This is a genomic window from Halalkalibacter oceani (genome assembly GCF_023715705.1).
GTDB lineage: Bacteria > Bacillota > Bacilli > Bacillales > Bacillaceae_D > Halalkalibacter > Halalkalibacter oceani_A.
In genome coordinates, this window is the sequence record NZ_JAMBOS010000005.1 from 173,386 (window position 1) to 197,519 (window position 24,134).

The following is a 24,134-nucleotide window of genomic DNA, read 5'->3' on the forward strand; positions in this document are numbered from 1 at the left end:
TTACTACTAGATAAATTTAAGCTTTTTAAACAATTAAGCAGGCTTAAAAAAGTTATAAACAAACTTGTTTAAAGATTTTTTATCTTAAAGGTCATCTATCGCTCTCGTGTATGTTTGTGAACCTATTCCCTGAGAGTTTAGATTGCGGTAAAAATCCCCATACCAACTGTGTTCAAACGCTGCAATACTTTGAGTATTAGCCACTCTGATTCCTGGACTTGTTGTATGAGGGCTTTGTGCATTAGCGCTACCAAGTACATAGTTAAATTCCCATCGACCATAGTCAGAAGCAAGCCTTGAATCATCAGTAAATTGAACGCTCAATATATCAAAAGTCCAAGACACGCCCGGAACAGATCCCGTTAGCGATACTTCTAATTGACTTGATCCCGTTTCGAGTTGGGGGCCATACGAAAGCAAGTCCTGTGTGCTATATGGCTCAACACTAGCCCTCATATGATGTTCATTATTTTGAAATCCAGTTGCTGGATTCATAGTATTATCGTATGCAACATCCCAAATTGAAGCAATTCCACTTCCATATGTCACAGTTCCTTTATTTTCATAATATACAGTTGAACTAATTTCGCCAGCTAATATACTATTATCTGTTACATCGTAGACACTTACTATATAATTATCAATAACATCAGCATTGAGATTTTGAGAAGATGTGTTAAAACCAGTTACTTGACTACCTAAGTTGTTTACTATATTCTCAAACGGACTAATTCGATCAAGTGATTCTTCTCGCGAATTTATTGATTGAGAGCCAAAGCTTTCTTTTTGATACTCCTCTTCGGTTAAAGTTGAAAAGTAGAAATCTGTTACTTTCCCTCCTTCTTTTATAGTAAAGCCAAGCAAATGTTCTTCCTCTGTAAAATCAATACTGCCAGAAATTAATTCTGATGCGACACTCGCTTTAATATCTCCTCCATTATTATGCACAAATACCTCATCGTATTGCGTTAAATATTCAGTAATATCTCCTTCAATTTGTAAAAGCTCGTCAATGGAGTAACTTTCTAGTACAAAAGAATTTTGATCATCAGCATGACCAATCCCTCCGAAAAAAAAGAAAATTGGAATTGTTACTAAAATCATTCTTAACTTCAATGTACATCACCTCTTTATAAATAATATAATTTTCCATTACCCCCTTAAAAAGGTAATTAAACTTTTTTGTGAAAAAATGTGGTTTAAGCTAAAAATATCTAACTAGGTTCTTTACATATTGTACGTATGTCAGTAACATGTAACCCGAATAGAAAATTTAAGGGAGGATAAAATGTCTAAAAATATTATTATATTCCCTACGCTTACTACGTTACTCACTTTTTTATTCCTGTATGGTTTCCCTCCAATTTCCCCACTTTTAATTACAAATGCTTTATTAGCAACTATTGTTGGAATTCTCTTGGATCAACGGAATAATGAGAATTGATTTTAGTACTTCCTGAATGCTTTTTACCTCCGGACACTCTAGGCTATGGACAATTTACCATAGCCTTTTCGCATGTTATCTTTGTATCTTTCATCGTACAGACTTCCCGGAACGAACATTCTACAGGTTCCCTTCTTCCCGAAAGGAAGTGGGGAATTAGAGGGAAAAATAGAATCATGTCGAATGTACATTTAGAAAAGTACGAGGCGCTTGGGGGTGAAGTCGTGAGTCTGGAGATCGGGATGTTTTTGATTTTGCTCGTTGCGACCCTTATCACGCTCTTCATTTCCATTCTTGCAAATCGCAGACGGGACAACTTTCCAGATACTTCGCATTAATTATGCTGGCCATCTCGTTTTATTCTCTCGGGTATGGCTTTGAGATCATCAGCACAAGTCTTGCTCAGCCGAAGTTTTGGCTCAATGTGCAATATATCGGCATTCAAAAGTGTTACCGATTGTTCGCCATGTCATTCTCGTGATAGAGCCTCTCGTGGAGCTCTGGCAGATCCAGTTGTACATGACCGCGCAGAAAGATGTACGCTGTATGAAATCTGAATTCCTCTTCTAAAAGGAATTTGAAAGTGTAAAACAATTTAAATTCGAAAATATATATAAAGTATTCATTAGGAACGTATGAAGGCATAATTAAAAATGAGTTCGATACAACATCGAACTCATTTTACTCAAGCAGCCTAAATGAAATAACCGTATCTAACTTTTTTGGATCAGCTTACTCGAACTTTTGGGATGCATTAATAAAGGACAAACTTTATATATAGCCGTTATATAGGGCATCGAAGCCTTTACTCTACAATATAATCATCTTCTCTATTTAAGGGGAAAACCTTGCTTAAGAATTGATGATTTCAAATCGGGAATATGTGGTTTACTTAAATATTCAGCCATTTGCTTGGTCCAGCCAGTTACTTTCCTTCCATTGGTTCTTCTAGCATAATAATCTGCTGAGATTCTTTCATATTCATTTAGTTCTGAATACATTTCAGTCTTATAGGAGTCATAGTGTATTACAACTTTTTTCGGTAACCTTGGTTTTTGGCAGGGGATTTCTGCAGGGTATCCTAAACACATACCGAATAATGGTACTACAAGCTGTGGTAAATTCAATAAATCATTGACAGTACCTATATCATTACGAATTCCTCCCATAAATACCCCACCAACACCATAGGATTCTGCAGCAATTATAACATTTTCTGCAGCTAAAGCTGTGTCTATGGTTCCCACGAGAAAATTTTCAAATTCATCATTTTCAAAGTTTGTAGAGTACATCTCTGTTGTCAATTTAAGACGATAAAAATCCGCACAAAACACAAGGAATATTTGACAGTTCACCACCCACTCTTGTGAATTACAAATCTTTGAAAGTATTCTCTTTACTTCTTTATCACGTACAACAATGATACTATAAGACTGAACATTGTGTGATGAAGAAGCCCATTGTGCACAAGACAAAATATCCTCAAGAATACTACTTGAAATTGGCTCCTCCGTGTATTTCCTTATTGAACGATGATTTTGAATCAACCGCGATATGTTATTAACCATTCAAAATAATCCTTCCATATAATCTGACTTTCACTAGTAGCTTAAGCAGTATTAAGTGGATAAATGATTAATATTAATAGATTACTTTTTAATCGTGTTTATTGATCAACTTTTGATAAAATTGCCCCATTCTTTTTATACCCTCTTTTAGCTCTTCTACATCGCCGGCAAAACAGATACGAATGATATTACTCCCTGAAGGGCCAAACGTATCACAGGAACCGACCATAACTTTTTCACTATGCAGCAATTGTAATGTAAATTCTTTCGCATTCAATTTAGTAGTAGATATATCAATTGGAATATAAAAAGCGCCTTTTGGTTTTACATAGTTAAAATTATATAGAGCAAGTAATTCACAGGCTACATCTCTACTTTGTCTATACACTTCTCGCATCTCATCCACGAATTTCTGAGGTCCGTTTAGGGCAGCTTCACCTGCTTTTTGCGAGATTGAAGATGCACAAGTAGTTATCGGCTCTTGTAATTTTCCCATCAATGAAAATAGCTTTTCAGGCACAATGGCATAGGCCAACCTCCATCCAGTCATTGCATATACCTTGGAAAAACCAAAGATGCTAATAATTTGATCTTCCATAGCTGGATTTACAGCTAGAGGAGAGATGTGACTTCCTTCATAAATGATGCCATCATAAATTTCATCGGAAATGATATAAAGTTCATGTTTTTTTGCTAGATCTAAAATATCTTTCCATTTCTTCTCAGAAAAAACTGCACCAGTTGGATTACTTGGTGAATTAACGATAATAGCTTTGGTAGCTGGCGTAATTACACTTTCTATATCTGAAACAGTTGGTAAAAAATCATTCTCTTGCTTTGTTGGGTAGAATACAGGAACGGAACCTTGTATTCGAATCAGTGATTCATAATTTGGATAGCCTGGATCTGGAATAAGAACTTCTTCACCACTTTCTACTAATGATAGTAAGGAAATATTAAGAGCTGAAACTGCCCCCGCCGTAACAATAATCCTATTTATAGGAACATTAACATCAAACTCTCTCTTCATCTTTCTGGAAATTGCTTCCCTTACCGACACTAACCCTGCATTTGAAGTATAATGAGTGAACCCTTCATCCATGGCCTTCACAGCTGCTTCTCTTATATACATTGGAGTATGAGCTGATGGCTCCCCAATTTGTAACTCAATTACATCTTCCATGTTCTCTGCGATATTCATAATTTCTCGAATACTATTAATAGGTATTTGTTCACGACTTGTAGCAAAACTTTTCAATCCCTCACTACCTTCCATCTTCATAGGTTGATTCAAACACCAAAGGATAAGTCCACTTCCATGTATGAGATCAGTCTTTTTTTGTAAATGAGACAGCAATTACGATTTTATCTTTTCCAATATTCCATTTGCTGTACGGATTACCGTATGCAGCAATAAACTTGACGCTTCTGTAAGATCCTCTTTACTCGAGTATTCTTCGGGACAATGACTTAACCCCTCTCGACTTCTAACAAAAATCATACCTGTTGGACATAAAGAATGCATATTCATCGCATCATGAGCTGCACCACTAGGCATAGTAAATGAAGAAATATTATTTTCCTCAGCAGTCTCCTCCATAAAATTTACAATTCTCTGATCTAATATTGTAGGTGGGGTATCCTGAGTCGTAATTATTTTATATTGAAGTTTCCTTTTTTTACATTGTCTCTCAATAAAATTTTTAAGCCTATTCACTGCGCGTAGTCTATTTTCAGGATCAATATCTCGATAATCAACAGTAAATTCTACCTTTGCCGGGATGATATTATGGCCACCTGGAAACGCTTCAATCTTTCCAACTGTTCCCCTGATTGTTTCACCTTCTTCAATCGCGGAACGTTCAACCTCTTGGATTGCCATTCCTGCTACAACCATTGGATCCCTTCTAAGGTACATCGGGATAGCACCGGCATGACCAGATCTCCCACTAATTTCAACAACGAGCTGGTACGGTCCAGCAATTCCATTAACAATGCCTACAGGAACATTCTGATCCTCCAATACCACTCCTTGCTCAATATGAAGTTCAAAGAATGCTTCGAACTTGCCTTTTGTACAATGTGCTTCTTTGATTTTATCTGGGGACAATCCAAATTCATTTAACGCTTCTCTTAATGTGATTCCCTCACTATCTTTTAATGTATCCACTATATCTTTAGGCAATCTTCCTGCTAAAGCCATACTCCCCATCAAACCTCCGGGAAATCTACTTCCTTCCTCATTAACAAAAATAACCATTTCTATCGGTAGCTTAGTATGCTCATTATTTTCTTCTAGTACTTGTATTACCTCCAATGCTGATAATACCCCAGCTACTCCATCAAATTTGCCACCATTTACAACGGAATCAATGTGAGACCCTATTAACACAGATGCCCCTTCTTCAAGACCGTTTCTGCGTCCGAATATATTACCTATGCTATCTGTATAAATCTGTAAACCTGCTTCCTTCATCCATTCCATGACTTGATCAGTTGCTTTCCGATCTTCAGAGGAGAAAGCAAATCGGGTTACTCCACCTTCTTTCGTCCTTCCGATTTCTCCTAAAGCTTGAATTCGGCTCCACAATCTATCAGAATTAATTTCCATGATTCCTTCTCCTTACAAGTCATAATTTCTTACTTTTTTAACCCATTGTCCATAACCTCTTTGACCAATAACTTCCTCATCTTCAAATACTTTTGTACCCCGTACATAAGTAGATACTACTTTACCTGTAATCTTCATTCCCTCAAACATTGACCATTTCGATTGTGCTCTTAATTTTCCACCTTCAATTACCCACTCTTTTTGTGGATCTAGGATAGCAAAGTCAGCATCTGAACCAACTTCTATACTACCTTTTTGAGGATAAAGCCCCATTAAGCGGGCTGGATTATACGACATAAGTTGAGCAAGTTTAGGTAAATCAATATTTCCTTTATACACTCCTTCATGGAAGACAAGCGGAAGCATTGTTTCAATTCCAGGACTACCAGAAGGATTGTCAAATACATTTGGTTCCTGAATACCAGGGTGCGGTGCGTGATCTGAAGAAATCATATGAACTTTGCCCTCTCTGATTTTCTTCCATAATCCTTGACGGCTTTCTTCGCTTCTTAAAGGTGGGTTAATTTTGAAATGGGACCCTACTTCCTTCCATAAGTCGTGATTAGCTAGCAAATAATGCGGGCATGTTTCCCCTGTCACTTTAACCCCTTCTGCTCTTGCTCGTTCTATTAAATCGAAGGAACGAGGTACACTAACGTGAACAATATGCAACCTCATATTTAAATCACGTGCAAGTTCAATCGCTGTACACACAGAAACAGTTTCAGCTACTTCGGGCCTTGTTTCATGATGAGCTGCTAAATACGTTTTATTCTGTTTAGTCCACTCATCTACTAAATAGTTAATCATCCACTCATTTTCGGCATGAACCATACCTACTTGATCGACCTTAGCAATATTTTTGAACATTGCGTATAGCTCTCCATCGTCAACAGCTCTCATACCGTATAAGTGTGCACCAGATGTACTATGCATAAGCATTTTATAACCGGTAATTCCTGCATTAGCAGAAGCTAAAATGTCATCAAGTTTTTCAGGTAATCCTCCTGCAAGTAAAGAAAAGTCTACAATAGCTTCTTTCGCCGTTTTTTCAGCTTTATTTTGTAAATCACTTGGACTGCTAGGAGCGCCACCAATATCTAAGGGATGGTCATTTATAGTAGTTACTCCTCCAGCAGCTGCAGCAGATGTAGAATTCCAATGACCCTCCTCCGGAGTCCCTAAAGAGTGTGTATGTGTATCAACTGCCCCTGGCAAAATCACTAAATCTTTTACATCCACTTCTTCTTGTGCGGCTGGCATAGAAGATTTATCTCCTATGGAAACTATTTTTCCACCTTTGACTGCAATAGACGTTCTTTCATAAACATTGAATGGAGTTACGACGTTTCCTGTTAAAATAAGATCGATTGACATATTACCCTCTCCTTTTAGTGTAATTATGCTCTACGTATACGTTGATACGAAGTAATAGAGACAGCTAAAATAATGATTAAACCTTTCGCCACATCCTGATAAAAGTAAGGTACATTTAATAAAGTTAATCCATTACTTAAAACTCCAATAATAAGTGCGCCAACGAAGGTACCTGCTAGATTCGGTTCCCCATTTTTAAAAGCTGTTGATCCAAGAAAAACACATGCAATTGCATCTAATAATAATCCGTCTCCAGCTAAAGGATGAGCTGCTCCCAATCTAGACGTAAGAACAACAGCTGTAACAGCCAAACCTATACCTGAGATGACAAAAGCTAACATTAAATTTCGCTTTGTACTTACCCCAGATAGCATTGTTGCTTCCTCATTGCCTCCAATAGCATGGATATATCGTCCATACCTCGAATGATAAAGAAAAATAAAAATGAAAATCAAGAATCCAAGCATGACAAAGATAGCTGTCGGAATTCCAAATAAATACCATTGACCAAAGACCCCAAATCCGCTTGGTAACCCTGAAATAGGATGTCCATGAGTATATGCTTGATTCAGACCTGATATAAGAAACCCTACTGCTAATGTAGCAATAAAATCAGGAATCCCTACATAAGCAACAAAAAATCCATTAACCATTCCGATAACAGCACCTACTATTACAGTTATAATAAGAGCCATCCAGATTGGTACTCCACTAACCATAAGGGCAGCTACAAGTACTCCCAAAGCACTGGAAACATATCCAATGGATAAGTCAATTCTTTTCGTTACCATTACTACGGTGAGTCCGGCTGCCATAATTGACAACATTGCAATTTGACGTAAAACTGCAAGCCCATTACTAAGCGTAGCAAAAGCTGGTGTTAAAATAGCAAAAATGATACATAAGACACCGAGCCCAATTAATGTCCCATATACTTTAAGAAAGCTTGATAAATTAAGTGATTCTGATTTTTTCTTTTGTACTTCTATATTCATAGTAACCTCCCTTTTACTTACTACCTCCTTAATTTATTGCGTACGAAAGTAGTTTTTCTGCATCTAGCTCATTATGGTTAAGATCTGCCGTAATTCTTCCCTCCTTCATAACCAAAACCCGATCACAGATTGCTTGAAGTTCTGGAATCTCAGAAGATACCATTACAATCGCTACACCTTGCTTGGCCAGATCATTAATCAGATTATAAATTTCTGCTTTTGCTCCGATATCAATCCCTCTTGTCGGTTCATCTAGAAAGAATACTTTTACCGATTTACTCATCCATTTTGACAAAACAACCTTTTGCTGATTTCCCCCACTCAAACTGGAAACCGTTTGCTCGATACTTCCTGACTTCACACCGAGTTTTTTGACTAAGCTTGAGACAACCTGCTTTTCTTTTCTTTGATTTATAAGACCAAATTTACAGTAATCACCTAAAGTACCGAGACTTATATTCGCACGAATTGATAGATCTAGTACAACACCTTGGTTTCGCCTTTCCTCTGGAACTAAAACTAATCCAGCTTTTACAGCATCTCCCATACTTTGTAAATTAATTTCTTTTCCTTCTAAATAAACCTTTCCAGAACTCTTTTTATCAATTCCTAAAAGCGTTCGAATTGTCTCTGTCCTCCCAGCTCCAACTAGTCCAGATATACCTAGTATTTCACCCTGCCTCACACTGAAATTAATATCACTGATCACATTCTTACGTGATAAATTCTCAACTCTCAAAACTTCTTTTCCTATTTCAGAATTATCCCTATTTATTTTTTCTAAGGTGGTAGTAAACTCCCGATTCACCATCAGTTTAATTAAGTCATCGATTGTTACACCGCTAACCTTTTCAGTAGTAACACTTTTCCCATCACGTAAAACCGTAACTTCATCACAAATTTTCATAATCTCTTCCAAGTGATGAGAAATATAGATAATGGAAATTCCCCTTTTCTTAAGGTTAACGATGTATTCTAGTAGATGATCTACTTCGCTATGTCCCAACCTTGCAGTTGGCTCATCCATAATAATCACTTTTGTATCAAGAGCTAGTACCTTTGCAATCACTGTCATTTGCTGGTCAGAGACACTTAGTTTATCTACTTGTGTTCGCGGATTTAGGTTTATTTGTAGTCTTTCTAAGAGCTCTTCTGTGTCTTTATAAAGCTTTTTCCAGTCTACAAGCAACGTCCCTTTTCGCTTGGGCTCTCTTCCTAAAAAAATATTTTCTGCAACGTTAAAATAAGGCACTAAACTTAATTCCTGAGGAACTAAGGCAATACCTAAGGATTTAGAGTGTGCGTAATCCTGGATATTTATTTCCTTCCCATTTAATAGGATCTTCCCTTCATCTTTACTATAGACACCACTCAGAATTTTCATTAACGTCGATTTTCCAGCTCCATTTTCTCCTAATAGAGCATGGACAGTCCCTTTTTTTACAGAAAAACTAACATCACTTAGAGCTTTTATACCACCAAATCGCTTGCTTACATTCTGCATTTCGATAATGTTTTCCACTGTCTCAGGTAAGGACATATCTTTATCAACTCCTTAATGAGCTGCTTTTAGGTTTTTCTCTAAAAGCAGCATCTAAAAACTACTCTTCTAAGAATTTATCAACATTTTCTTTAGTTACAATTTCATATGGAATGCCCCAGAAACGATTAACCTCTTCCCCATATGCTAAGCCCTCAGCTACTTCTAACACATTTTGAGCAGTAGATTTCAAATCACCTACTACTGTTGCGATAATCGGACCTCCATTTTTGATCAATTCTAATGCTTCCTGTTCACCATCGACCCCGACAATAAGAATGTCGTCCCTGCCCGCAGCCATAACTGCTTGTGCTGCTCCAATTGCTTCTAGGTCAAAGGTTGCCCATATCGCTTTTACGTCTGGATTTGCCGCTAAGGCATTTTCCACACCTCTATATGCAATTTCTACAGTCCCGGGAAAACCAGAAGTGACTGTGTTCACATTTTGGATATTTGTATATTCTTTCAAGAATGCTTCTTGAACATTTCTTCTTGCACGAATGGCCGGATGATCGTTGTGATTAATTGTTATTATTTCGCCTTCATATCCCATTTCCGCGGCTAGCATCATATATAAAGAAGATGCAACTTCAAAATCATTCATCGCAAACATAGCTGATGACCCTGGGATCCATCCGGACTCTTGACTAATAACCGGTATTCCTTGACTACTTGCTTCTTGAACAACATTAAAGAGAGCATCTGTATCTCCATTTTGAATAACAATTACATCAACACCCTGTTGAATCAGATTTTCAATATCTGTAACCTGTTGGACTGCGTGGCCATTTGCATTAACCATAACAGCTTCGTGACCAGCTTCTTTAATCGCCTGTTCTGCATATTCAAACATGTGACGGTTATGAATATTTGCTATTGCATTAATACTCACACCGATTCTAAGTTTTTCACCCTGCTCAACTGTATTCGTTGGTTCTGATGTTTCATGAGTGCGTTCCTGGGGTTGTTCTTTATCATTCTCCGCTACCTCTACTGGTGATTGCTCGGAACAACCAGAAATTATAGTTATAACGCAAATGAACATTGAAAATATTATAAATATTCGGAATTTATTGAGCATAATTTTACCTTCCTATTCTATTTTTTTAATTAGTTTTATGGTTGTAGTATTTCAGAAAAACCGGTAATTACCTTTTTCTCTGGCGGACTCCATGTAAGTGCTTTGCTTGTTTCAACTCCCATATCAACCAAACCTTCGGCTAGCTTTACAGCCGGACTTACACCATCAAAAACTGGAACTCCCAATTTTTGTTGTAACTCTTCTACAAATGTCACAAATCCAGCACAACCGAGTAATACACATTCAGCGCCATCCTCTTCTACTGCTCTTTTACACTCCTCTTCTAAGACATTGAGTCCTTTTTCTAGGTTTTTATCAAAATCAAGTACTGTTAAATCCGTAGTACGTATGGATATACAACGATCTTTAGCACCATGCATTTGAACAACCTCTTCAGATAGCCTTCTAGAACGATGTAGTGGAATCACTATAGAGAAATTAGGTGCTATTAGCCTTGCTGTTGTAATAGCAGCTTCTGCTATTCCTAGTACTGGTTTCTTAGTAACTTCACGTGCCGCCAAAAGACCAGGGTCACCGAAACAGGCGATGATAAATGCATCTACACCTTCATCTTTATCTCCTATAATAATTTCTTCAAGTAAACCAGGAATTGACAGATATTCATCATAAAATGATTCGATGCTTTCAGGACCAATAGATGGGTTAACTGCGAAAACTTCAGTACGAGCACGAGCAAATTTTTTCCCCGCCTGTTCAATAGCTTTTGTCATTGAGACAGTAGTATTCGGATTAATAATTTTTATTCTCATAGACTTTTCTCTCATTTCCTTTTTAATGTAATTGTACTTTGCTTAACCTTTTTAAAATTATTGTCATGTTGTCTGACAAATGTTCAAAACAAAATTCAACTCCCTACAACCATTCTCTGTAATTTTAGGAACTAACAATTGTCATTTAACTCCAAATAATTAATGGGGTCAAAATACACCTCCTTTTATAATTTAAAATAAATTAAGTTAATGCTTCGATATATATTGTCATGTTGTCTGACAAATAATTACTGCAAATATTTCATTGCTTTTAACTTCGGTTATTTTTTATATTACTATTTAAGATTGGTTACCCCTTTTTAGTTATCCTCTTCAAAATCCAGATTTATATCATTAGAATTCTCTATAACATAATCAAAGTGATTTCTTATAGCTTCTTTAGTTTTAGAAATATCCTTTGATTTTATTGCTTCAAAGATATTTTCGTGAATTTCTATTTCTTTCGCTATGTTAACCTTATAGTTTGGAAGTTGATTGTTCTGTAATAATTTTAAAATAATATAGTAGAACCGTATTAAAACGGGGTTTTGTGAAGCTTTAGCGATGGACATATGGAACGTTTGTCCCCTATGAAATAACTCCTCTTTATCTTTAGCATTTTTCATCATTTTTAATGAATTATAAATATTATTCAAATCTTTTTCAGTTGCTCTCTTTGCTGCCCGTATAGCAGTTTCAGTTTCTAAAATATCACGTGTTTCATATACAGAAGACAGAACATTATTATCTTGAAACAAAGCCTCTAATACATCCTCATCCAATATACTATCAAAATCTATTTCTTTAATGTAAGTTCCTCGTCCTGGAGAAACCTCTAAAAAATTCCTAGTAATTAATATTTGTTTGGCCTCCCTTACAGTAGAACGACCAACATTTAACTTTTTCATTAGTTCCATTTCATTCGGTAGTTTATCCCCTTTTTTCAACTTTCCCTCTTTAATTAATCTTAATATTTGCTTTGTAACTTCTTGAGCAGCAGTAGATGTTTTTATTTCTACGATCATTTTAATCACACCATCCGATTGTCTGACATATATAGTATTTAACTAAATTAAGGAAACATTCACCAATAATTGCTTAAAAATAAAATATAACATTTTGCATAAAAGATCAATACAAAAATTAAAAATTATCAAAATTTTCTGTTCAATTATATAAATAAAAAAACCACCAACTATGTATTGGTGGAGACGGTGGGAATCGAACCCACGTCCAGAAATAACGACACTTACGCTTCTACGAGTGTAGTTGCTGTATTAGCAGTTCGCCAACGTGTCAGCCCAACAACAGGCTTCAGCGTGGCTAGTCTGATTGTTCTCTTCCTTCGCCCTCAGACGGGGGGCAACCGGCGTAGCCCACTTAGAGTGAGTCCCAGATCCTACCACATGGGCGATGGAGGGTGGAACCGCAGAGTGCTATTAGGCAGCTACTGCGAAGTTGTTGTTTTCTTTGCCAATTATAGGCTTTGGCGTTTTAACGAGGCCGACCCCCTCGACTCGCAACGTAAGCACGACCTATCCCTGTCGAATCCTAAACGTCCCCATGATCAGAGAACCTCAGGAATAGTGAGCTTAGCATCACTATTTAATTGAAGGTATGTCCAGAACATCATTGCTCTGGACTTATTATTATACCATATCGTCACCAGGTTGCAACTGTCAGGTTTATCCTTTTTGCCGTTCGCGCAGAGCGCGGTCGATATCGCGCTTCGCATCCTGACGTTTCAGCGTTTCACGCTTATCGTAATTTTTCTTCCCTTTGGCCAGACCGATCAGCACTTTGGCAAAGCCGTTTTTCAAATAGACCTTCAACGGAACAATTGAATAGCCTTTTTGCTGCGTCTTACCGATCAGCTCATTGATTTGTTTCTTGTGAAGCAGCAGCTTGCGGGCCCGCACCGGATCGTGATTGTAGCGGTTGCCCTGCTCATATTCGCTTATGTGCGCGTTATGAAGAAACGCTTCTCCGTTGGAGATGCGGGCGAAGGAATCCTTCAGGTTCATCCGTCCGGCCCGCATCGATTTTATCTCCGTCCCCTTTAAGACAATCCCTGCTTCATATGTTTCTTCGATAAAATAATCATGACCTGCTTTTTTGTTTTGTGCGATTACATGACCTTCTTTTTTCTTTGCCATTCTCCTACACCCTTTTGCCTCAAGTCGTTACTTCATCATAGCAAATTGGAAAGTTAGGCGTCAATTTCCTATTTGCGGCGCTTTTTGCCCTTTTTTCGTTTGGCGCTCGGCGCATTTTCATAAAAGGCCTTCTTCTTTTTCTTTTTCCGTCCTGTTTGTTCCGTTTGCGCTCCGTTTGGACCGCGCTGCTTCCGCTGTCCGCCGACGATCACCTTCGGCCGCTCTTTCTTTTCACGTGGCTTGCGCGGCTTCATGCCGACAATTTCAAAGTCGACAGAGGCTTCGTCGATATTGACGCTGACGACCCGAACTTCAATTTCATCGCCGATGCGGAACACCTGCCCTGTCCGTTCGCCGATCATCGCATAATGCTTTTCATCGTAGCGGTAGTAATCATCGGTCAAATAGCTGACGTGAACGAGGCCCTCAATCGTATTCGGAAGCTCGACGAACATCCCGAAGTTCGTCACTCCGCTGATCATGCCGACAAATGTTTCGCCGATTTTATCCTCCATGTACTGCGCTTTTTTCACGCTGTCGGTATCACGCTCCGCATCAACCGCCCGTCGCTCCCGTTCCGAAGCATGCCTTGTCAAATCAGGCAGAATATCATTCATATGCTCCTGCGTTTGCTGGTCGGTCTTTCCGTTGATCAAATACGTACGGATTAAGCGGTGCACGAGCAAATCAGGGTAACGGCGGATCGGTGATGTAAAATGCGTATAGAAGTCGGTTGATAACCCAAAGTGACCGAGACTGTTTGTGTCATATTTCGCCTGCTGCATCGAGCGGAGCATGACGGTGCTAATGACCGTTTCCTCTGGCTCGCCGCGGATTTCATCGAGCAGCTGCTGCAGGGCGCGCGGGTGAACGGTGTTGGCGTTGCCGCGAACGACATAGCCGAAGTTCGTGATAAACTCCAAAAACTTGTTCAGCTTTTCCGCTTTTGGATCCTCGTGAATCCGGTAAACGAACGGCAGCTTCAGCCAGTGGAAATGCTCGGCGACCGTTTCATTGGCAGCAAGCATAAATTCCTCAATCAGCTTCTCGGCAACGGAACGCTCACGTAACACGACATCGGTCGGTTTACCTTCTTCATTGACAAGCACTTTCGCCTCTTTAAAATCAAAATCGATCGCCCCACGCTCAAACCGCTTTGTCCGTAAAATTTCGGCGAGCGTTTCCATTTCTTCAAAAAATGGCACGAGCGCTTCATAGCGTGCGCGCGTTTCTTCGTCTTTCTCGACGAGAATCTTATTCACATCGGCGTACGTCATCCGCTCCGTCGTTTTAATGACGCTTGGAAAAATTTCATGGCTGACGACTTTCCCCGCCGCGTCAATTTCCATGTGGCAGGAGAGCGTTAAGCGGTCGACCTGGGGATTCAAGCTGCAGATTCCGTTTGACAGGCGGTGCGGAATCATCGGAATCACCCGGTCAACTAAATAAACGCTCGTCGCCCGGTCGGCCGCTTCCTGATCAATCGGTGAGCCTTCTTTAATATAATGGCTGACATCGGCGATATGAACGCCAAGAAGGTAGTTGCCGTTTTCAAGCCGTTTGACGTGAACGGCATCATCGAGATCCTTCGCGTCGGCCCCGTCAATTGTCACGATCGTTTCCTCACGCAGATCGCGGCGTCCATTGAAGTCAGCCGGATCAATTTCATCCGGAACCTCGTTTGCCTGCCGGATCACCTCATCCGGAAACTCGACCTGAATGCCATGCTTATAGATGATCGATAAAATATCCATCCCCGGGTCGTTTTTATGCCCGAGAATTTTTATCACTTCCCCTTCTGCGCTCATGCGCCCTTCAGGGTACTTTGTAATTTTGACGACGACTTTATGACCGTCAACCGCTCCTTTCTCACTCCCCTGCGGGATGAAGAGATCGTTGGCAATCCGCTTATCATCAGCGGCGACAAATCCATACTTTCCCTGGTCAAGATAGGTTCCGACGACCTCGGTCGTTCCGCGCTCAAGAATGCGGATCACCTTTCCTTCCGGACGCTGCCCGGAGGAGCGCTGATTTAAGCGGACGAGCACCGTATCCCCGTTCATCGCGCTGCCAAGGTCCGGATGGCCAACATAAACATCATCCTGGCCCTCTTCTTCCGGGATAACAAAAGCAAACCCTTTTGCATTGCCCTGTACCCGGCCGCGGATCAGGTTCATCTTCTCCGGGACACCGTAACGGTTGCTACGGGTGCGGACGATCAATCCGCGGCTCTCCATTTCGTTGAGCGCTTTGATCAGCTCTTTAAATTCGTCACTTCCGGTCACGCCAAAAGCTTCCTCGATTTCACTTGTTGCTAGCGGCTTTTCTGCTGTCTCGCGAAAGTATGTTAATAATTGCTGGATTTTGGCTTCATTCATAAGTAAAACTCCTTTCGTATTCGAACAGCTCAGGCCCGCATCACACATTAGACTGTCCAATCAAGTTCTTCTAAGAAATGATACACGTCCTTATGAAGCTGTTCTTTTTCTTTATCTAACGTAATCACATGGGTTGAATTCTCATACCACTTTAAAGTCTTCTCGTCGGTCTCGACGCCCTCATAAATCATTTCCGCACTGTCCACGTCAATCATCTGATCATGCCGGGCCTGAACGACGAACACCGGGGAATAAATATGATCAAGATGCTCCCTGACCTCAGCAATAAGATCCTGAAGTCCAAGCAGCGTATCCATCGGTGTTTCCTTAAAGGCATCCATTTCAGCATTAACTTGTTCTTCCGGCTTTTGCTCACGCTTTTTGTATTCCCGGGCATAAGCCAGGACACCCTTGTATAAAGCATCCTCTGTTTTCGGCCTCATTGGCGCACACATTGGGACAATACCCTTTATAGGAAAAGTGTAACCGATTTTTAAGGAGAATACCCCTCCAAGCGAGAGACCGACCACGGCAATTTCATCATGACCGAGCTCTTTTAAATGCTGGTAGCCGACTTTAACATTTTCCCACCAGTCTTCAGGTCCGGTGCGCACGAGCTGCTCCGGCGGCACCCCGTGTCCGTCATATAAAGGAGCGTGACATGTGTAGCCTTCTTTCTGTAAATACCTTCCGAGCATTCTGACATCTGCCGTCGTTCCGGTAAAACCGTGCAAGAGCAGAACGGCTCTTTTTCCTCCTTCAAATGTAAATGGCTTAGGAGCAACCACTTTCATCTTCATCTTCCTCTCCACACAAAAATACTTCGATATTCTTTATTAGTTGTTTCTGTTCAAAACCATGGCAAATCATATGCCTTGCTTCCGGAAGGAATTGGATTTCTTTCTCGTTTGATTGGATCGTATCATACAAAAATGTCGCGCTTTTTTGCGGCACGACTTCATCCAGGCCTCCCTGAATGATCAATGTCGGTACTTGAACACGGCTAATATGCGGGCGGATGCTCTTGACAGCCTGCATAAATTGAAAAACCGCCGTCATCGGCGTATCGATAATCTTTTTTCGATAAAGCTGATAATGCTCATCCTCCTCGAGCTCGCCGCGCAAGCTCAGACGGACGACATCCTTCAGCTCGTGCAGCAGCTGTAGCGGGTTAATGTAATAAGCTGCCGCGCTCAGCAGCACAAGCTTATTGATTGGATACTTGGCCGCAATATAGCAGGCGAGTATCCCTCCCATCGAAAAGCCGATCACAAAGACTTTTTCACAGCGGCTGAGCAATTCCTCGACCGCGACCTCCGCTACATACACCCATTCTTTATAGGTGACATCCTTTAAGTTGCCATTCGGCCCGTGTCCCGGCAAGGTTGGTGTATAGACGAGCCATTTTTTCTGTTCGAGAAAATATTCCGCCACAGGCTCAACTTCCCATGGTTCCCCGGTAAAGCCATGCAGACAAAGACAACCGATCATCCCTCTCACCTTTTTCTACGCGACCTTATTTCTTTTATTGTACCCTAATCCCGAGATAAACAATCGTTTTTCGTCTTCGGCGCAATAGCGCCATGCGACATGAAAAACCCGGCCAATTGAAAAAAGGGACCACCGCTGCTGGCAGTTATGTGCCGGCCCTCTCAGACAAACAAAAAAGATGCTTCAAAGTGAACGAACCCCCCTTTGAAACATCCTGTCGTCTCAATTACATAAAGTAAGCAACGGTAATCGTCAGTAAGAAGAATAACACAGCTAATACAACTGTCGCTTTACTTAAAACGGCATCAATGCCGCGTGCTTTTTGTTTTCCAATTAACTGTTCAGCCCCACCTGAGATCGCGCCGGAAAGACCTGCACTTCTTCCAGATTGCAACAGAACGACTGCAATTAAGCTAATTGATACGATAACGAGTAAAATGGTTGCCACCATTTGCATAGTCGAACACCTCCAAGCCCAGTTTACGCTTCTATTAATGTACCACAGGCAGGAATAAAAGAGCAAGAGGGTGCGACAAAAGGATTATTTTTTCCTTTCGTCACACCCCCAGAGCAGCAGGTCGAATCTCAATACCAAGCCCGCTTTCCTCACCTTGCTTGCCGAGTCTAGTCGACGATTATTTTTTCAAGTTATAAAACGCGTTGATGCCGCCATAGGTTGCCACGTTGGCAAGCTCGTCCTCAATGCGGAGCAGCTGATTGTACTTCGCAACACGGTCTGTCCGTGATGGGGCGCCCGTCTTAATTTGACCGGCGTTTGTCGCGACGGCGATATCCGCAATCGTCGCATCTTCGGTTTCACCGGAACGGTGAGAGATAACAGCCGTGTAGCCGGCACGCTTCGCCATTTCAATCGCTTCAAAGGTCTCTGTTAGCGTTCCGATCTGGTTCACCTTAATGAGGATCGAGTTGCCGACTCCTTTTTCAATTCCTTCTGAAAGCTTCGCCGTATTTGTGACAAACAAATCGTCACCGACGAGCTGAACTTTTTTGCCTAGGCGGTCTGTCAGCAGCTTATGACCTTCCCAGTCGTTCTCATCCAATCCGTCTTCAATTGAAATGATCGGATATTTCGCGACAAGCTCTTCATAGAACGAGACCATTTCCTCAGAAGAAAGCACCTTTCCTTCGCCAGCCAGGTGGTATTTTCCATCTTCTTTATTAAACAGCTCAGAAGACGCGACATCCATCGCCAGCTTGACTTCTTCACCCGGCTTATAGCCTGCTTTTTCGATTGCTTCAATAATCGTTGACAGGGCTTCCTCATTTGATGAGAGGTTCGGCGCAAAACCGCCTTCATCGCCGACTGCCGTGTTATAGCCTTTGCTCTTCAGTACAGCCTTCAGGTTATGAAAGATTTCTGCTCCCATCCGTAGTGCCTCACGGAAATTTGCCGCACCTACCGGCATCACCATGAATTCCTGAATATCGACATTGTTATCGGCATGCTCCCCGCCATTGATGATGTTCATCATTGGTACTGGAAGCTGCTTCGCATTGAATCCGCCTAAATAGACGTACAATGGCAGCCCGAGCGCATCAGCGGCAGCATGAGCGACAGCCATGGATACACCAAGGATCGCGTTCGCTCCAAGCTTGCCTTTATTATCCGTTCCATCAAGCTCGATCATCATCTGGTCGATCCCAAGCTGATCAAGCGCGTCAAAGCCGATCAGCTCAGGAGCGATGATTTCATTGACATTGTCAACCGCCTGAAGGACACCCTTGCCCATATAACGCTCGCCGCCGTCACGCAGTTCAACCGCTTCGTATTCACCAGTTGACGCACCGCTTGGCACAAGTGCGCGACCCATTGCGCCTGACTCTAAATAAACTTCCACCTCTACTGTAGGATTTCCGCGCGAATCCAGAACTTCACGAGCATATACATCTGTAATCATTGTCATTTTACATTCACTCCTTTAGTAAAATATGGGGCTGTTTCAAATTGACGATGGCCTGCGTTCACTACTTGCTTAAGAAGAGAGCCCCGGTCTCCTCTCTTACCTGAAACCCGGAGTGACGCTGTTCACCGCTTTTTTAGTTTATCGAATTAAAACAATGGCTTTCCTGTCATTTCAGGTGGTTGTTCAGCCTGCAGTAGCTTCAGCAACGTTGGAGCCAGGTCGGCTAAAATTCCATCCGTGCGCAACGTTACTCCTTTTTCGGTCACGATAACCGGCACACGGTTCGTCGTATGGGCGGTCATCGGCTTGCCATCCAACGTCTCAACCTCGTCAGCGTTGCCGTGATCCGCCGTGATGATAGCCGCGCCTCCCTTAGCCATGATCGCGTCGACGATCCGGCCTAGACACTCATCAACGGTTTCCACCGCTTTTATCGTCGGTTCCAGCATGCCGGAATGTCCGACCATGTCAGGGTTGGCAAAGTTTAAGATGATCGCATCGTGGCGATCGGCCTCAATATCGGCAAGCAGCGCCTCCGTCACTTCATAGGCGCTCATCTCCGGCTGCAAATCATATGTCGCCACCTTTGGCGAATCAATTAAAATCCGATCCTCTCCCGGAAACGGCTCCTCACGTCCTCCGCTAAAAAAGAAGGTAACATGCGGATACTTTTCCGTCTCAGCAATTCGCAGCTGGGTAAACTTCTGCTGCGACAGCACTTCACCAAGCGTGTTATCGAGGTTCGTCGGTTTAAACGCGACAAAGCCGTCGACCGTTTCGCTGAAATGAGTCAGGCAGACATAATGGAGCCGTTTTGGCTGCTTCTCTCCCCGGTCAAAGCCGCGGAAATCATCGTTTGTAAACACTTGTGACATTTGAATCGCGCGGTCGGGACGGAAGTTGAAAAAGATCACCGCATCATCGTCCTGAACCGTCGCTACCGGCTCGCCATTTTCACGGGTGATGACCGACGGAATGATAAACTCATCAAAGATCCCATTTTTATAGCTATCCGTGATGACCTCAAGCGGGTCACTGTAGGTTGGCCCTTCGCCATACACCATCGCGCGGTACGATTTGTTGACGCGCTCCCAGCGCTTATCGCGATCCATCGCATAATAGCGGCCGTGCAGGGAGGCGATTTCGCCAAGACCCAGTTCATCGAGCTTCTCCTGAAGACCGCGCACATAGACTTCGGCCGATGTTTGTCCAACATCACGTCCATCAAGAAACCCGTGAATATAGACCTTTTCAACCTGTTCTCTTTTCGCCAGCTCAAGCAAAGCAAACAAGTGATCAATATGACTGTGAATGCCCCCGTCAGAAAGTAAGCCATAAATATGTAATGCTCGTTTCTTCGCTTTCACATGGTTCATCGCATTCAAAAAGGTTTCATTTTCAAAAAACTCACCTTCCCGAATGGAGAGATTGACCCGCGTCAAGCTTTGGTAGACGATCCGTCCGGCACCGATGTTTAAATGACCCACTTCCGAATTTCCCATCTGTCCTTCCGGCAAACCAACCGCTTCGCCCTGGGCTTCCAGCGTCGCATGCGGGTACTGCTCCCAAAAACGGTCAAAATTCGGCTTTCTGGCCTGCGCCACCGCGTTGCCAATGACTTCATCACGGATCGCAAAGCCATCAAGGATAATCAAAGCTACCGGCTTCTTACTCATTGAGCCGCCTCCAATAATGCGACGAATGAAGCAGGTTCCAGGCTCGCCCCGCCAACAAGCGCCCCATCAATGTCAGATTGAGCCATATACTCTTTTATATTAGCAGGTTTTACACTTCCGCCATACTGTATTCTGATTGCCTGTGCAGCTTCTGCGGAAAACTGTTCAGCCACCACTTGACGAATATAGCGGCACACTTCATTCGCATCATCGGCAGAGGATGATTTCCCGGTACCGATCGCCCAGATTGGCTCATAAGCAATCACCGTTTGCTTAATTTGCTCCTCATTGAGACCGTTCAGGCCAGCCTCTACTTGAGATTTGACAACATCATTCGTTTTTCCTGCTTCACGTTCCGCATCGGTCTCGCCGCAGCACATAATCGGAATCAACTGATGGGCAAAAGCAGCTTTCACCTTTTTATTGACGGTTTCATCCGTTTCAGCAAACATCTCACGCCGCTCCGAGTGGCCGATAATCACATAGTCCACCTTCATATCAGCCAAAGCGACAGGGCTGATTTCTCCTGTGAACGCGCCGCTTTCTTCAAAGTGAACATTTTGCGCGCCAATCTTCAAATCAGTTCCGGCTGCTTCGTTCACCAGGCTTTCCAAAAAAAGAGCCGGTGCACAGACGACAGCATCGACCGCTGCCGCTGAAGGAATGCTCCCTTTTACTTCCTCCACAAATTGCTTCGCTTCACCGAGCGTTTTGTTCATTTTCCAGTTTCCTGCAATAATTGCCTTACGCATCATTTCACCTCTTTTAATTCTTTCCTGCCTTATTTATCCGTTAATGCCACAACACCTGGAAGCTGCTTGCCTTCCATAAATTCCAGTGACGCCCCGCCACCGGTTGAAATGTGACTCATTTTATCAGCAAGCTTGAACTTTTCCACCGCAGCGGCTGAATCTCCACCGCCGATGACCGAATACGTGTCCGTACTCGCCGCAAGCGCCTCAGCCACACCCTTCGTTCCTTTTGCAAATGAATCAAGCTCAAAGACGCCCATCGGCCCATTCCAAATGACGAGCTTCGATTGTTCGATGACCTTACGATATGTATCAATCGTTTTCGGTCCGATATCCAACGCCTCCCAATCCGCGGGAATTGCATCAATATCTACCACTTTTTTATTCGCATCATCAGAAAAATCATCGGCTACGGTTACATCAAGCGGTAAATGGAACTGTACACCGTTCGCCTTCGCCTTTTCCATAAATGATGTGGCAAGGTCAATTTTATCTTCCTCAAGCAATGATTTCCCAACCTCATGACCACGTGCCTTGACAAAAGTATAGGCCAGACCGCCGCCGATGATCAGATGGTCGACTTTATCAAGCAGGTGATCGATCACACCAATTTTATCCTTTACTTTGGCCCCGCCGATAATCGCTGTAAATGGCCGCTCAGGATCGGACAGCGCCCTGCCAAGCACATCCAGCTCCTTTTCCATTAAAAAGCCGGCCGCCGCCTGAAGATGATGGGCAATCCCTTCTGTCGAGGCATGAGCCCGGTGTGCCGCGCCAAACGCATCATTGACATACAGGTCTGCCAGTTCGGCAAAGGCTTTTGCCAGTTCAGGATCGTTTTTCTCTTCCCCCGGATAAAAGCGGACGTTCTCCAGAAGTGCGACTTCGCCGTCCTGTAATGCCGCTGCTGCTTCCTGGGCAATCGGTCCATAAGCTTCCGTAACCATCTTGACGTCTTTTCCAAGCAATTCGCCCAAGCGCGTGGCGACAGGGGCCAGTCTCAGCTCTTCCACCACTTCCCCTTTTGGGCGGCCGAGATGCGAAGCGAGCAAGACTCGCGCCCCTTGTCCGATTAAATAGTCAATCGTCGGAAGGGCAGCCCGGATCCGGGTTTCATCTGTAATGACCCCATCCTTCATCGGGACGTTAAAGTCTACTCGGCAGAAAACCTTTTTTCCTTTCAGCTCCAAATCGTGCAATGTTAATTTGTTCAAGCCGCTAACCTCCTTATTAAAAAACGTTCTGCAAACAGCGGAAAAAGAGAGGCAGAATTATTTTTCTCCTCTCTGCATCCGTCTACTTGATTATAGACCTTGCTTTGCCATATATTCAACAAGATCAATTACACGGTGTGAATAGCCGGATTCGTTATCGTACCAAGAGATAACCTTGACCATGTTTCCTTCCATCACCATCGTGGAAAGAGCATCGATTGTCGAAGATGCCGGATTGCCATTGTAGTCTCCAGAAACAAGCGGCTCATCGCTGTAAGCAAGAATGCCTTTTAACGGACCTTCTGCCGCCGCCTGGAATGCCGCGTTGACTTCTTCGGCTGTTACTTCCTGATTCAACTCTGCTACTAAATCAACAAGTGAAACATTAGGTGTTGGAACACGCATTGCGCCACCGTTCAGCTTCCCTTTAAGCTCAGGCAATACGAGCGCAACGGCTTTCGCAGCACCTGTTGTCGTCGGAATAATGTTTTCTGCTGCAGCACGTGCGCGACGGTAGTCTTTGTGCGGCAGGTCAAGAATTTGCTGATCGTTCGTGTACGAGTGAACAGTTGTCATCATACCGCGCTTAATGCCGAACTTGTCATTAAGTACTTTTGCAAATGGTGCCAGACAGTTTGTTGTACAAGAAGCATTGGAGACAACATGATGGCTGGCCGCATCATATTTCTCTTCGTTAACTCCCATAACAATTGTAATATCCTCATCGGAAGCCGGCGCAGAAATAATAACCTTCTTCGCTCCTGCTTCAATATGCTTTGCCGCATCGGCTCGCTTTGTGAAGAAGCCTGTTGATTCAACGACGATTTCCACGCCACGCTCATTCCAGGCAAGCTTAGCCGGATCGCGTTCTGCTGAAACGTTGATTTCCTGTCCGTTAACAATCAGCGCATTTTCCTGCACTGACACGTCAGCGTCAAGCTTACCGTGCACAGAATCATACTTTAACAAATGAGCAAGCATCTTCGCATCTGTTAAATCATTGATCGCTACTACTTCTACATTCGGGTTTTTTAATGCTGCACGAAACACATTACGACCAATCCGGCCGAAACCATTAATTCCAATTTTTGTTGTCATCTTACATTCCTCCTAAAAGTATAAGGCTAATTCTGTGTATATCAGGCGGAGTGAACGC

22 protein-coding genes and 1 other RNA gene are annotated in these 24,134 nt (G+C 42.5%); 2 read left to right on the top strand and 21 right to left on the bottom strand.

The window, feature by feature from the left end; translation table 11 throughout:
• Positions 1-84: 84 nt before the first annotated feature.
• Positions 85-1,116: a hypothetical protein gene (locus tag M3212_RS07315; RefSeq protein WP_251193297.1), complete on the bottom strand. Its 1,032-nt coding sequence runs from the start codon at positions 1,114-1,116 to the stop codon at positions 85-87.
• A gap of 504 nt (positions 1,117-1,620) precedes the next feature.
• On the opposite strand from M3212_RS07315, the gene M3212_RS07320 reads away from it, so the two are divergent.
• Positions 1,621-1,782, top strand: a complete 162-nt coding sequence (locus tag M3212_RS07320) for a hypothetical protein (RefSeq protein WP_251193298.1) — start codon at positions 1,621-1,623, stop codon at positions 1,780-1,782.
• 2 nt (positions 1,783-1,784) lie between these two features.
• Positions 1,785-1,925: a histidine kinase N-terminal 7TM domain-containing protein gene (locus tag M3212_RS22385; RefSeq protein WP_434084034.1), complete on the top strand. Its 141-nt coding sequence runs from the start codon at positions 1,785-1,787 to the stop codon at positions 1,923-1,925.
• Positions 1,926-2,274: 349 nt separating this feature from the next.
• On the opposite strand, the gene nfsA is transcribed toward M3212_RS22385, so the two are convergent.
• From nfsA to gap, 20 genes are all read right to left on the bottom strand, one after another.
• Positions 2,275-3,012 (bottom strand): oxygen-insensitive NADPH nitroreductase, encoded by a 738-nt coding sequence (gene nfsA / locus M3212_RS07325; protein WP_251193299.1) that lies wholly within the window; start codon positions 3,010-3,012, stop codon positions 2,275-2,277.
• An 88-nt stretch (positions 3,013-3,100) separates the two neighbouring features.
• Positions 3,101-4,294: a pyridoxal phosphate-dependent aminotransferase gene (locus tag M3212_RS07330; RefSeq protein WP_251193300.1), complete on the bottom strand. Its 1,194-nt coding sequence runs from the start codon at positions 4,292-4,294 to the stop codon at positions 3,101-3,103.
• A gap of 75 nt (positions 4,295-4,369) precedes the next feature.
• Positions 4,370-5,623 carry a Zn-dependent hydrolase gene (locus tag M3212_RS07335; protein WP_251193301.1) on the bottom strand — a complete coding sequence of 418 codons (1,254 nt, stop codon included), beginning with the start codon at positions 5,621-5,623 and terminating at the stop codon, positions 4,370-4,372.
• Between the two features lie 12 nt (positions 5,624-5,635).
• Positions 5,636-7,000, bottom strand: a complete 1,365-nt coding sequence (locus M3212_RS07340) for a dihydroorotase (RefSeq protein ID WP_251193302.1) — start codon at positions 6,998-7,000, stop codon at positions 5,636-5,638.
• Between the two features lie 23 nt (positions 7,001-7,023).
• Positions 7,024-7,995, bottom strand: a complete 972-nt coding sequence (locus M3212_RS07345) for an ABC transporter permease (protein ID WP_251193303.1) — start codon at positions 7,993-7,995, stop codon at positions 7,024-7,026.
• Positions 7,996-8,023: 28 nt separating this feature from the next.
• Positions 8,024-9,535 carry a sugar ABC transporter ATP-binding protein gene (locus M3212_RS07350; protein WP_251193304.1) on the bottom strand — a complete coding sequence of 504 codons (1,512 nt, stop codon included), beginning with the start codon at positions 9,533-9,535 and terminating at the stop codon, positions 8,024-8,026.
• Between the two features lie 61 nt (positions 9,536-9,596).
• Positions 9,597-10,616 carry a sugar ABC transporter substrate-binding protein gene (locus M3212_RS07355; RefSeq protein ID WP_251193305.1) on the bottom strand — a complete coding sequence of 340 codons (1,020 nt, stop codon included), beginning with the start codon at positions 10,614-10,616 and terminating at the stop codon, positions 9,597-9,599.
• A 35-nt stretch (positions 10,617-10,651) separates the two neighbouring features.
• Positions 10,652-11,386, bottom strand: coding sequence for an aspartate/glutamate racemase family protein (locus tag M3212_RS07360; RefSeq protein ID WP_251193306.1), 735 nt, complete (start codon positions 11,384-11,386; stop codon positions 10,652-10,654).
• Positions 11,387-11,706: 320 nt separating this feature from the next.
• Positions 11,707-12,411: a FadR/GntR family transcriptional regulator gene (locus M3212_RS07365; RefSeq protein WP_251193307.1), complete on the bottom strand. Its 705-nt coding sequence runs from the start codon at positions 12,409-12,411 to the stop codon at positions 11,707-11,709.
• 178 nt (positions 12,412-12,589) lie between these two features.
• Positions 12,590-12,949: a transfer-messenger RNA gene (gene ssrA, locus M3212_RS07370) on the bottom strand.
• 122 nt (positions 12,950-13,071) lie between these two features.
• Positions 13,072-13,542: an SsrA-binding protein SmpB gene (gene smpB, locus M3212_RS07375; protein ID WP_251193308.1), complete on the bottom strand. Its 471-nt coding sequence runs from the start codon at positions 13,540-13,542 to the stop codon at positions 13,072-13,074.
• 68 nt (positions 13,543-13,610) lie between these two features.
• Positions 13,611-15,920 carry a ribonuclease R gene (gene rnr, locus M3212_RS07380; RefSeq protein WP_251193309.1) on the bottom strand — a complete coding sequence of 770 codons (2,310 nt, stop codon included), beginning with the start codon at positions 15,918-15,920 and terminating at the stop codon, positions 13,611-13,613.
• Positions 15,921-15,967: 47 nt separating this feature from the next.
• Entirely contained in the window at positions 15,968-16,714 is a 747-nt protein-coding gene (locus tag M3212_RS07385) for an alpha/beta hydrolase (protein ID WP_251193391.1), read from the bottom strand.
• Complete coding sequence (locus M3212_RS07390) at positions 16,695-17,411, bottom strand: alpha/beta hydrolase (RefSeq protein WP_251193310.1); 717 nt, start codon at positions 17,409-17,411, stop codon at positions 16,695-16,697. The genes M3212_RS07385 and M3212_RS07390 overlap by 20 nt, the downstream gene beginning before the upstream one ends.
• 226 nt (positions 17,412-17,637) lie before the next feature.
• On the bottom strand, positions 17,638-17,868 hold the full coding sequence (gene secG / locus M3212_RS07395; RefSeq protein ID WP_251193311.1) for a preprotein translocase subunit SecG: 231 nt from the start codon (positions 17,866-17,868) through the stop codon (positions 17,638-17,640).
• Between the two features lie 178 nt (positions 17,869-18,046).
• Positions 18,047-19,336 (bottom strand): phosphopyruvate hydratase, encoded by a 1,290-nt coding sequence (eno, locus tag M3212_RS07400; RefSeq protein WP_251193312.1) that lies wholly within the window; start codon positions 19,334-19,336, stop codon positions 18,047-18,049.
• 146 nt (positions 19,337-19,482) lie between these two features.
• Positions 19,483-21,012 (bottom strand): 2,3-bisphosphoglycerate-independent phosphoglycerate mutase, encoded by a 1,530-nt coding sequence (gene gpmI / locus M3212_RS07405; protein ID WP_251193313.1) that lies wholly within the window; start codon positions 21,010-21,012, stop codon positions 19,483-19,485.
• Entirely contained in the window at positions 21,009-21,764 is a 756-nt protein-coding gene (gene tpiA, locus M3212_RS07410; RefSeq protein ID WP_251193314.1) for a triose-phosphate isomerase, read from the bottom strand. Before tpiA ends, gpmI begins: the two co-directional genes overlap by 4 nt.
• 29 nt (positions 21,765-21,793) lie before the next feature.
• Complete coding sequence (locus tag M3212_RS07415) at positions 21,794-22,978, bottom strand: phosphoglycerate kinase (protein ID WP_251193315.1); 1,185 nt, start codon at positions 22,976-22,978, stop codon at positions 21,794-21,796.
• 90 nt (positions 22,979-23,068) lie between these two features.
• Positions 23,069-24,076, bottom strand: a complete 1,008-nt coding sequence (gene gap, locus M3212_RS07420; RefSeq protein WP_251193316.1) for a type I glyceraldehyde-3-phosphate dehydrogenase — start codon at positions 24,074-24,076, stop codon at positions 23,069-23,071.
• Positions 24,077-24,134: the final 58 nt, after the last annotated feature.

What these genes read in the sequence shown, in the direction of transcription:
- nfsA (WP_251193299.1), bottom strand. Translation starts at nt 3,012, where the DNA reads ATGGTTAATAACATATCGCGGTTGATTCAAAATCATCGTTCAATAAGG.
- M3212_RS07330 (WP_251193300.1), bottom strand. Translation starts at nt 4,294, where the DNA reads ATGAAGATGGAAGGTAGTGAGGGATTGAAAAGTTTTGCTACAAGTCGT.
- M3212_RS07390 (WP_251193310.1), bottom strand. Translation starts at nt 17,411, where the DNA reads ATGATCGGTTGTCTTTGTCTGCATGGCTTTACCGGGGAACCATGGGAA.
- M3212_RS07385 (WP_251193391.1), bottom strand. Translation starts at nt 16,714, where the DNA reads ATGAAAGTGGTTGCTCCTAAGCCATTTACATTTGAAGGAGGAAAAAGA.
- M3212_RS07365 (WP_251193307.1), bottom strand. Translation starts at nt 12,411, where the DNA reads ATGATCGTAGAAATAAAAACATCTACTGCTGCTCAAGAAGTTACAAAG.
- smpB (WP_251193308.1), bottom strand. Translation starts at nt 13,542, where the DNA reads ATGGCAAAGAAAAAAGAAGGTCATGTAATCGCACAAAACAAAAAAGCA.
- M3212_RS07335 (WP_251193301.1), bottom strand. Translation starts at nt 5,623, where the DNA reads ATGGAAATTAATTCTGATAGATTGTGGAGCCGAATTCAAGCTTTAGGA.
- M3212_RS07340 (WP_251193302.1), bottom strand. Translation starts at nt 7,000, where the DNA reads ATGTCAATCGATCTTATTTTAACAGGAAACGTCGTAACTCCATTCAAT.
- secG (WP_251193311.1), bottom strand. Translation starts at nt 17,868, where the DNA reads ATGCAAATGGTGGCAACCATTTTACTCGTTATCGTATCAATTAGCTTA.
- eno (WP_251193312.1), bottom strand. Translation starts at nt 19,336, where the DNA reads ATGACAATGATTACAGATGTATATGCTCGTGAAGTTCTGGATTCGCGC.
- tpiA (WP_251193314.1), bottom strand. Translation starts at nt 21,764, where the DNA reads ATGCGTAAGGCAATTATTGCAGGAAACTGGAAAATGAACAAAACGCTC.
- M3212_RS22385 (WP_434084034.1), top strand. Translation starts at nt 1,785, where the DNA reads ATGCTGGCCATCTCGTTTTATTCTCTCGGGTATGGCTTTGAGATCATC.
- rnr (WP_251193309.1), bottom strand. Translation starts at nt 15,920, where the DNA reads ATGAATGAAGCCAAAATCCAGCAATTATTAACATACTTTCGCGAGACA.
- M3212_RS07320 (WP_251193298.1), top strand. Translation starts at nt 1,621, where the DNA reads ATGTCGAATGTACATTTAGAAAAGTACGAGGCGCTTGGGGGTGAAGTC.
- M3212_RS07360 (WP_251193306.1), bottom strand. Translation starts at nt 11,386, where the DNA reads ATGAGAATAAAAATTATTAATCCGAATACTACTGTCTCAATGACAAAA.
- M3212_RS07345 (WP_251193303.1), bottom strand. Translation starts at nt 7,995, where the DNA reads ATGAATATAGAAGTACAAAAGAAAAAATCAGAATCACTTAATTTATCA.
- M3212_RS07350 (WP_251193304.1), bottom strand. Translation starts at nt 9,535, where the DNA reads ATGTCCTTACCTGAGACAGTGGAAAACATTATCGAAATGCAGAATGTA.
- gpmI (WP_251193313.1), bottom strand. Translation starts at nt 21,012, where the DNA reads ATGAGTAAGAAGCCGGTAGCTTTGATTATCCTTGATGGCTTTGCGATC.
- gap (WP_251193316.1), bottom strand. Translation starts at nt 24,076, where the DNA reads ATGACAACAAAAATTGGAATTAATGGTTTCGGCCGGATTGGTCGTAAT.
- M3212_RS07355 (WP_251193305.1), bottom strand. Translation starts at nt 10,616, where the DNA reads ATGCTCAATAAATTCCGAATATTTATAATATTTTCAATGTTCATTTGC.